Here is an 8455-nt window from a genome sequence, read left to right as displayed (position 1 = left end):
TTCGTTCTTGGTACTGTATTGATTTTTCAAGGTTCGCCGCGTTTTTTGCGGCTTATTTATAATACCAAACTCCCTCCCCTGTGTCAACTCCTTTTTTTAGTTTTTTTTTGTCTTTTTTTAGAGACCTCCTATTTATCTTATAAATGCGATATTTATGCGCAAAAACGGACCCAGCCGGGGCTGGGTCCGTTCCACATTTATATCATCTCTAGGATGATGCCGTAAAGCTTTCTACAACCTGCGTTACGATCTCCTTCATTATATCCATATCCCCTCCAGGGGCCGAAACTGTAAATGTATAATTATATTCTCCCGCCAGAAAAAACACCTGTATTGAATCCAGCGTAGAACTTCCTTCCTTTATCTTCATTTCAATAAGCGCATTGTCGTAGGAAAATTCCTGCAGCGTACCTGTCTCCACGATATCGTTTCCCTGTTCTTCCAGCGCTTTTTCATAAACCGGAAGGGCCTGCGCGAGGGTAACATCCTGTCCGCTGAGGTTCAGCCGTGTGACGTTCAGGGCGTACTCCTGTCCCGGAAGCAGGAAAGATTTTACCGTTTCTTCGTCCTTCAGGATCTCTGTTCCCTGGGGATAGCGGAAGGAATACCCATCCCCCTCATAACGTTCGCTATACATGAACTCTGAAGCGGGCATACCCGCGCCGGATGGGGAGGACGTTTCCATTTGCAGTTCCCCCGTTACGGTCGTACTTTCGGGGTCAACGCTTTCTTTTGGCAGCGTTTCCTCTTTTCCAGACGCTTGCGCCGGCAACGGCGCGGAAGCCGTCGCCCGCGGCGTTGCCGATGTGGAAGAGGCTGGGGCTGAAACGTCTGCGCTCACCCCGCTTCCGGCACAACCGAACAACATTAAAATTAAAACCAGGGTACATGCCATGCCGCATATTTTCAATTTCATAAGATGCTTCCCTCAATATATATCTGGTGTTTCCGGTAGTTTATACTTATATATGTATACTTCATATGTATTGTTTATCATACCGTTCGCAGCTTCAAGTGTCAAGCCGGGCCGTTTTCTTACTTGCGGTGCGGCAGGTCTCTTGAGGCGCATATAAAAAACCGACCATACAGCATGGCCGGTTTTCCTGTTCTTTATTTTCGGGTTGCCTGATAAACCTGGGCTGCCCTCAATCATTCTTTTTCAAAGGCGGATTTGTCTGCGCCGCAAAGGGGGCATACCCACTCATCCGGAACATCCTCCCATTTTGTGCCTGCCGCAACTCCGTTATCCGGATCACCGGCTTCCGGGTCATAAACATAACCGCAAACTGTGCATACATACTTTTCCATTCGTCTAACTCCTTTTATTTGTTATATCAGGTGGGCAAAGCCGTCCCTTATTTTGCTTCCAGATACGCATTAAGCTTTGTTTCAAGTGCGTCTGCATCAATACCATGCACCGCGCACGCCTGCTCGAGATTTTCGAAATGCGCCGCCGCGCAGCCGAGGCAGCCCATGCCCGCATCCATGAAAATCGGCGCAAGTCCTTCGTCGATTTGCAGGATATCCATAATATTCATGTCCTTCGTAACTTTCTGTGCCATTGCTTTTACCTCTTTTCCCTCAATCATTTATCCATAATAGATGATAATACATCGTCTACAATGTTGTTCGTTTCATAGATAAACACGCTGCCTACCGGATAAACTGCTTTTTATGCCCCAAATGTAACAATCAATTCCGGCGAACCGTTTTCCCTATAATATTGTACAAAATCCTGTGTATTCGCGATCCCGTCCGGCAACATTACGCCGCCACGCCCAATGTCCTCTTCGCCGTGCGCGTCGCTGCCGCCAATCACCCAAAGGTTATGCTTAGCTGCGAAATCAATTGCAAGCGCATTGCGTGAAAAGTGGCGCGGATGCGTATTGACCATCTCAATTCCATCATAACAAACCGGTTCGATCGGATGGAGGCCATAGCGGTATGGGTGCGCCTGGAAAACAAGGAATCCGTTCTCTTTCATCTTCTTATAAAAGGACTGATAATCGAGCCGGTACAGGTAAGGTTCGTCCTTGAGGAACTCCTTGCTGAATCCATAAACCAGAAAATCGTCGCCAAGGCCGCTCTCTTCCCGGATATTAAGCGCAACCTCCATTGCCGGCAGCACGAGCAGGTCCGTTCCTTGCGCGGCACGGTCCGCCGCTTCGTAGCCGCTCCAGAAAAAATCAATGCGTTCCGCCCATGATTTTCCGTGCAAGGCTGGATTTTCCAAGACAACCGGATGATAATGGTCGGTGACGATCATATAATGGTAGCCCGCTTCCGCATACCCCTGTGCCAAATACTGCGCCGGAATACGCGAACAGGGACTGACTTCGCTGGTATGGCAATGTGTTTCCGCCTGATAATATTTCACGTTTGGCTCCTTTCCTTTAACTTCTATCATAGTATAAAGATGCGGCGCGCGCAACGGGAAACTTGCGCCTCCTCTGCTTTTTTTCTATAATATAGGAAACGTCAGAGGAGGCGCATATGTCACAGCAGCATTATTTTTACGTGTCAGACAGCAATAACCCGCATCACACGCTTGCGGTGGAGGAATATATCCTCGCCCATATAACCCCCGGGGACGTTGTCCTCTACCTCTATACCCATTCAGACTCCGTAATCATTGGCAAAAACCAGAATGCCTGGGGAGAGTGCCGGTATGAAAAACTCAAGCGCGACGGCGGCAGGCTTGCGCGGCGGATCTCAGGCGGCGGCGCTGTCTTTCACGATATGGGGAACCTCAATTTTTCTTTTATTGCGGATAAAAAGCGGTACGACCTGCACCGCCAATTAAAAGTAATGCTCGATGCGGCAAAAATGTTCGGCGTGAACGCTGAATTTTCCGGACGGAATGATATTCTGGCAGAAGGGCGGAAATTTTCAGGCAATGCATTCTGTGTCCGTAAAAACGGCGCATTCCACCACGGAACGATTTTAATCAATTCCGATATGGGAAAATTATCCGAATACCTTGCCGTTCCCAAAGATAAAATTGAGTCCAAGGGAATCGCTTCCGTACGGTCCCGGGTTGTAAACCTCGCGGAACTAAATCCGGAAATCACACCTTCCAAAATGACGGAGGCCCTGAAAAAATCATTTACCGAAGAATATGGCCAGCCGCAGGATTACCCGTTCACACAGGCGGCGCGGGATGAAATTTCCGCCATTGAAAAGCGCAACGCAAGCTGGGAATGGATTTTTGGAGAATCTCCGAAATTCAATATTACCATCAAAACACGTTTTCCGTGGGGCGGCGTAGAACTGCTCCTGTCCACCAAGGACGGAAAGGTGACGGATGCAAAACTTTATTCCGACGCAATGGACGCGGACTTTATTGCGGAAATCGCACCGGCTCTTCCTGGCTGCCCCTTCCGCAGCACAGATCTGGCAGAGCGGCTGCGCGCACTTCCAAAAACGGAAGACCAGGAAAAAATCATTCATGATCTTGCGGGGTATATCGAACAGCAGGGGTATTAACATGAGCAAAGACCTTTCCACGCTCCCGCTTGACGAATTATGGCAATTATTTCCCATTATCATACGGGAGCATGATCCTGTGTGGGAAAAATGGTATCAGGAGGAATCCCGTCTGCTCACAGGGCTTTTCCCTGAAGATATCGTCCGTCTGAGCCATATTGGAAGCACTTCCGTAAAAGGGCTTTCTGCCAAACCGACGGTAGACTTGCTGCTCGAAATCACTCCCGGCTGTAACTTGGCCCGGTTGAGAGCATCCCTTGAAAAAAATGATTATATTTATTCACCACAGCGCAAAAAGCCTGCACCGCACATGATGTTCATGAAGGGTTATACCGGGGAAGGTTTTGTTCCACCGGTATACCACCTGCACGTTCGTTATCCCGGAGACTGGGACGAGCTGTATTTCCGGGATTACCTGCGTGCGCACGGTGATATTGCAGCACAGTATGGTGTGCTGAAAAAGCAACTTGCACAAAAATACACGTATAACCGCGACGCGTATACGCATGCCAAAACGGAGTTCATCCAATCCCATACTAAAGCGGCCCGGCGGGAGTTCCCTGGGAGGTACTGATAATAAAAGAAGGGGACAGCCCTTCTTTTTTATTCTTTATCGTCCAGCAGTTCTTCCAGCATGCGCTGCGGCTGGTCTAAAAAACGCTTGGTAATAAAATAATGCTCTGTGCGTTCATAGGGCGTTTTTTGAATGCCCGTTTCATCCAATACAAAAATATCCGCATCGGGATAGGCCATCAGGATCGGCGAGTGCGTCGCAATAATAAATTGAGAATTTTTCCGTACAAGCCCATGGATCAGTGCCAAAAGCGCCAATTGGCGCGCGGGTGAAAGCGCTGCCTCCGGCTCGTCAAGGATATAGAGGCCGTTTCCCCAGAACCGGTTCTGCACGAGCGCAATAAAGCTTTCCCCGTGCGACTGGGCGTGGAGGGATACGCCGCCGTAGGAATCATAAAGGGATGACGAACTGAAACCGGCGCCTTCTTCTTCCATCTCGTCCACATTAGAAGCGACATTATAGAAGCTCTCCGCACGCAGAAAAAAACCGTCTTTGGCAAATGGAATCCCTCGGGCAATGCGCAGGTATTCGTGCAGCTTCGAATGTGTATCGCGTGATGAAAAGGTAAAATTTTTCGAGCCGCCCTCCGCATTAAAGCCGCTTGCCACAGCAATCCCTTCAAGGAACGTCGATTTTCCCGAACCATTTTCTCCCACAAAGAAAGTGACCGGCTTTGAAAGGGAAAGCGCATCCAGCTTTTGCAGAGCCGGAATGGATGCTAAGTAAGACTGCTTTAGTTCCTTTTTTTTGTCCGCGCGCAGCGCGATTTGCCTGATATACATAATTAAAAAAGCGTGGTGGAAAGAATGCTGTTCATCGCCCAGCCAACGATGGAGACTAAAGGAAACAGGATGCCGGGTAGCATGCCGGCGAACTGGTCCGCGCCCGGCCGTGCCGCTATAAAATCCGCGATAAACCTTGGCATTTGTTTTCCTCCGGTATCATACTGGTTTTATAAGAGCGCAGCCTGCGTCCGCGCGATAATAACCCCATACTCTATTATAATTGCATGTACTTTTGCAACCGCAGGAAATACAGGTATTTTTCTTTCACAGGAATCCCGGTGATTTCGTGCAGGGCGCGCGCGTACAGCTCGAGCTGCACCGAATACCCCTGTGCTGTTTCACAGACCGTCTTTTCCGTCACGCGGTCAGTCTTGTAATCTACCAGCACCCATGCATCCTCCAGAAAAGCGAGATCCAGAATACCTTGCACCAGCATTTTCTCAACTCCTGCATATCCAATGCTGCCCGCCTCCACCTCAAGGTTAAACGGTTGTTCCCGCAATACGCGCTTTGCCTGTTTGATCCGCGCGCAAAGCGGTGTTTCAAGGAAGCCGCGAATCCATTCCTCATGGCTCATGACCGCTTCATATTCCCGCTGCGTCAATAACTTTCGCGCCAACATATCCTGCGCGGCTTCTTCAATGGTCCCTTCGGAAAATACAGCGCGTTCCATCATGCTGTGCACAAGCGTTCCGAGGCGCGCGCCCGTGATCTCTTCCTCCTCATCCGGAAGTACGGGGGTAAGAAAATGGCGGATACTTTTTGCCTGCTTAACCGCGCTGACCGACACCTTGGCCGGCACCGCGTCATACGGACCTGCACTCAAAAGCCCCGCCCGGGCTTCAAGGCTGCTTAGGCGCTTGATTTCCCCGCCCGTGTCCGGCAGGCTGCGCTCCTTTTCCTCGCGCTCCCCTCCATAAATTCGTACGGGGATCATATCGTCTGTATTGGCCGCCATAATCCAGTCAAGCATGGATTTCGCATCCTCGTAATTTCCCATATCATGCAAGAGCTGCCAACGTTCCCGCGCGCGATCCATATCGCCCACGCTTCCCGCAAGCACCAGCTTTTCCCGCGCGCGCGTCATTGCCACATACAAGACGCGCAGTTCTTCAGATAAGTATTCGCGCCGTATCTGGCGTTTTGCAAGCTCAAGCTCCGCTGTTGTACGCCGCACCAGACTTTCATCGTCAATATACTGTGTTACTAGGCCAAAATCCGCATGGATCAGCATCCTGTTTTTAAAGTCCTGTACCGTGAGCGTCCGCTCGAGGTTTACGACATATACAATCGGGTATTCAAGCCCCTTCGCGCCGTGAACCGTAGTCATATGTATGCAGTCCGAACTCCCCGTGCGCACCGCGGCTTTAAGATAGGCCCCCTCTTTCTTTTTAATATCGTGCAGCGCGCGTAATAAAAGGTAAAGACTGTTTTCCTGTGCGGCAATTTCCCCTGCCATAGCGAGGAACTGGGAGAACACCGCCTGTTTCATTTCTCCGCCCGGCGTACACGCCAGATACGTTTCAAAGTCGAGTTCCTGCGCCGTTCGCGCCAGAAATTCCGTAAGCGAAAGCGAGACGGCGCACGTGCGTAAAAATGCCAGTTTGGCATAAAGCGCACGCAGTTTCCGGGCCAGCCGGTCGTCTTTTTCCGCGTAACGTTCCGCGCTCTTATAAAACGGGCCCTCTCCCACATCGTCAGCAACGCGGATCTGCGCAAACTCCTGCTCGTCCATGCCGCCAATATAGGAACGCATAACCGCGAGCAGCGGAACATCCTGCTGCGGATTTTCAACCAGCCGCAGCACGTTGACAAAAAGTTCAATTTCCTTTAAATCCCTGGCTTGCTCCACATCCACCGCGCAGGGAATTCCGCGCTTATCCAGTTCGGACTTCAGAAGGTAAATAAGTTCTCCGCGCGAACGGAAGAGCACCGCAATATCGCCGCACGTGGCCGGGCGGGGCCGCCCCGTCTGTTTGTCCGTTACCGTCGCGGAAAGCTCGCGCTCGATTTCCGCAGCGATCATTTCCGCCTGTATGGCATGTTTGCCGCGCTGTATGCCTTCTTCTTTTTCGCCGCACAAAAGGATGTGCGTCCCGCCGCCTTCCGCGCTTCCGCACAAACGTTCCCCATCGTCATAGCACACTTCCCCCAGGCGTTCGGACATCACACGTTCCATGATCCCGTTGACCGCATTGATGACGCCCGTCTTGCTGCGAAAATTGTCGTTCATCAGGATCAGTTCTCCCCCTTCGGCTTCCATGCGGAATTCCCGGGCTTTCTCACGGAAAATAAAGGGATCTGCCAAACGGAATTTATAGATGCTCTGCTTGATATCGCCCACCATAAACAAGCTTCCTCCGCCCGATACCGCGCGTATAATCTCCTCCTGTACAGGATTGGTATCCTGATATTCATCTACAAAAACATATTGGTAAGCGCCAGCGCATCGCGCGCGTACCCCGTCATCCTTCAGCGCCCTGAGCGCGAAATGTTCCATATCGGCATAATCCAGTACATTCGCATCCGCCTTGCCCTCCGCATAGTTTTCGTGGAACATGCGTACCAGCCGGATCATGGCGCATACATCCTGCTGCGTATGGGCAAGCTCTTCTTTTGCGCGCTGTTCAAAAGGCTCCGCCGCCATCAGGAGGGCCTCCTTCAATTTTTTGCGCGCTTCTCCGTACATTTTCTGGATACGGGCCTTCCGGCTTTCGTGCAGTCCCTTGGTTACATTGGGTATTTTTGCGGTTCCATACCGCGTAAAAAGTTCCCGCGCGCCATTTTCACAGGCGCATACCCTCATTTCTTCGAGTAGCGCTATACACTCCATATCCTGCGCAAACTGCTTTATTTCCATCCCACGCGAAATTTCCGCGGCTGCGCCTATCCAGCCTGCCGCGCGCACAAGGCATTCTGCGATGCTTTCGTCATGCTGTTTTTTAAGCCATGCAATATAGTCCGGGTTATTTTTTCCCTCCGACCACTCCGCCCATCCGAACGGATCGGGTTTACTCATCAGGTAATCGTAAATGCGAAACAAGTATTCTGCAAGCGCCCGGTCGTCTCCACGGCGGGTATACCGCTTAAGCAGCCGCAGGAAGCTTTCATCCTCCCGTTCATACAAGTCGTCAAATAAATCGCGCGCCGTTGTGGATTTGATGCGGCTCATCTCCCCTTCGTCCATAATGCGTACCCCTGGCGAGAGACCCAAAAGCGCATAATTTTTGCGCACTACTTTGCCGCAAAAACTGTGGAACGTGGAAATATCCGCCGCTGCTACGAATTCTGCCTGGTCGTAAAGTCGGCGGTTGCCGCTGCGCCCGGCTTCCTCCCGCAATTCGCGCGCGATGCGCTGGCGCATTTCCGCTGCTGCCGCATTGGTAAATGTCATAACCAGCATCGAACGGACGTCGCCCCCTTGCTCGATGATGCGCAATACGCGTTTTGCAAGCACGCTCGTTTTTCCACTGCCTGCCGCCGCGGATACGAGCACATTTTTGGTTTGCGTTTCAACGGCCCTTGCCTGTTTTTCCGTTAAGTTCACGTTTTACTCCTGCTTCGTCCATAAGTGATCCGGCGAAAATACACCTTATCAACCATATTACCG

The 8455-nt window shown here is 51.1% G+C and carries 9 protein-coding genes; 2 read left to right on the top strand and 7 right to left on the bottom strand.

The genetic code is table 11. The annotated features are described in order from the left end of the window. Positions 1–208: 208 nt before the first annotated feature. The 4 genes from H8S18_RS10995 to H8S18_RS14980 form a co-directional block, all read right to left on the bottom strand. Positions 209–916: a hypothetical protein gene (locus tag H8S18_RS10995; RefSeq protein WP_186858310.1), complete on the bottom strand. Its 708-nt coding sequence runs from the start codon at positions 914–916 to the stop codon at positions 209–211. Between the two features lie 233 nt (positions 917–1149). Beyond that, complete coding sequence (gene rd, locus H8S18_RS10990) at positions 1150–1308, bottom strand: rubredoxin (RefSeq protein ID WP_186858309.1); 159 nt, start codon at positions 1306–1308, stop codon at positions 1150–1152. 47 nt (positions 1309–1355) lie between these two features. Next, entirely contained in the window at positions 1356–1562 is a 207-nt protein-coding gene (locus tag H8S18_RS10985) for a DUF1858 domain-containing protein (RefSeq protein ID WP_186858308.1), read from the bottom strand. Between the two features lie 110 nt (positions 1563–1672). Beyond that, on the bottom strand, positions 1673–2377 hold the full coding sequence (locus H8S18_RS14980) for a PHP domain-containing protein (protein WP_186858307.1): 705 nt from the start codon (positions 2375–2377) through the stop codon (positions 1673–1675). Between the two features lie 116 nt (positions 2378–2493). Here H8S18_RS14980 and H8S18_RS10975 point away from each other — a divergent pair, with 116 nt between their 5' ends. Both H8S18_RS10975 and H8S18_RS10970 read left to right on the top strand, forming a co-directional pair. Beyond that, on the top strand, positions 2494–3486 hold the full coding sequence (locus H8S18_RS10975) for a lipoate--protein ligase (RefSeq protein ID WP_186858306.1): 993 nt from the start codon (positions 2494–2496) through the stop codon (positions 3484–3486). A gap of 1 nt (position 3487) precedes the next feature. Next, positions 3488–4060, top strand: a complete 573-nt coding sequence (locus H8S18_RS10970; RefSeq protein WP_186858305.1) for a GrpB family protein — start codon at positions 3488–3490, stop codon at positions 4058–4060. 29 nt (positions 4061–4089) lie between these two features. On the opposite strand, the gene H8S18_RS10965 is transcribed toward H8S18_RS10970, so the two are convergent. The 3 genes from H8S18_RS10965 to H8S18_RS10955 all read right to left on the bottom strand — a co-directional run bounded on the left by H8S18_RS10965 (position 4090) and on the right by H8S18_RS10955 (position 8392). Continuing rightward, positions 4090–4842: an AAA family ATPase gene (locus H8S18_RS10965; protein WP_186858304.1), complete on the bottom strand. Its 753-nt coding sequence runs from the start codon at positions 4840–4842 to the stop codon at positions 4090–4092. A 2-nt stretch (positions 4843–4844) separates the two neighbouring features. Continuing rightward, complete coding sequence (locus tag H8S18_RS10960) at positions 4845–4985, bottom strand: hypothetical protein (protein ID WP_186858303.1); 141 nt, start codon at positions 4983–4985, stop codon at positions 4845–4847. A 74-nt stretch (positions 4986–5059) separates the two neighbouring features. Beyond that, a complete protein-coding gene (locus H8S18_RS10955) occupies positions 5060–8392 on the bottom strand; it encodes a UvrD-helicase domain-containing protein (protein WP_186858302.1) in 3333 nt (1110 codons plus the stop codon). Between the last annotated feature and the right edge of the window lie 63 nt (positions 8393–8455).

Origin of the sequence: Christensenella tenuis, from assembly GCF_014287795.1 — a bacterium.
Taxonomy (GTDB): domain Bacteria; phylum Bacillota; class Clostridia; order Christensenellales; family Christensenellaceae; genus Christensenella; species Christensenella tenuis.
This window is presented reverse-complemented; position numbering and strand designations above follow the sequence as displayed.

Coding starts and splice junctions, on each gene's coding strand:
- H8S18_RS10995 (WP_186858310.1), bottom strand. CDS start 916: ATGAAATTGAAAATATGCGGCATGGCATGTACCCTGGTTTTAATTTTA.
- rd (WP_186858309.1), bottom strand. CDS start 1,308: ATGGAAAAGTATGTATGCACAGTTTGCGGTTATGTTTATGACCCGGAA.
- H8S18_RS10985 (WP_186858308.1), bottom strand. CDS start 1,562: ATGGCACAGAAAGTTACGAAGGACATGAATATTATGGATATCCTGCAA.
- H8S18_RS10975 (WP_186858306.1), top strand. CDS start 2,494: ATGTCACAGCAGCATTATTTTTACGTGTCAGACAGCAATAACCCGCAT.
- H8S18_RS10970 (WP_186858305.1), top strand. CDS start 3,488: ATGAGCAAAGACCTTTCCACGCTCCCGCTTGACGAATTATGGCAATTA.
- H8S18_RS10965 (WP_186858304.1), bottom strand. CDS start 4,842: ATGTATATCAGGCAAATCGCGCTGCGCGCGGACAAAAAAAAGGAACTA.
- H8S18_RS10960 (WP_186858303.1), bottom strand. CDS start 4,985: ATGCCAAGGTTTATCGCGGATTTTATAGCGGCACGGCCGGGCGCGGAC.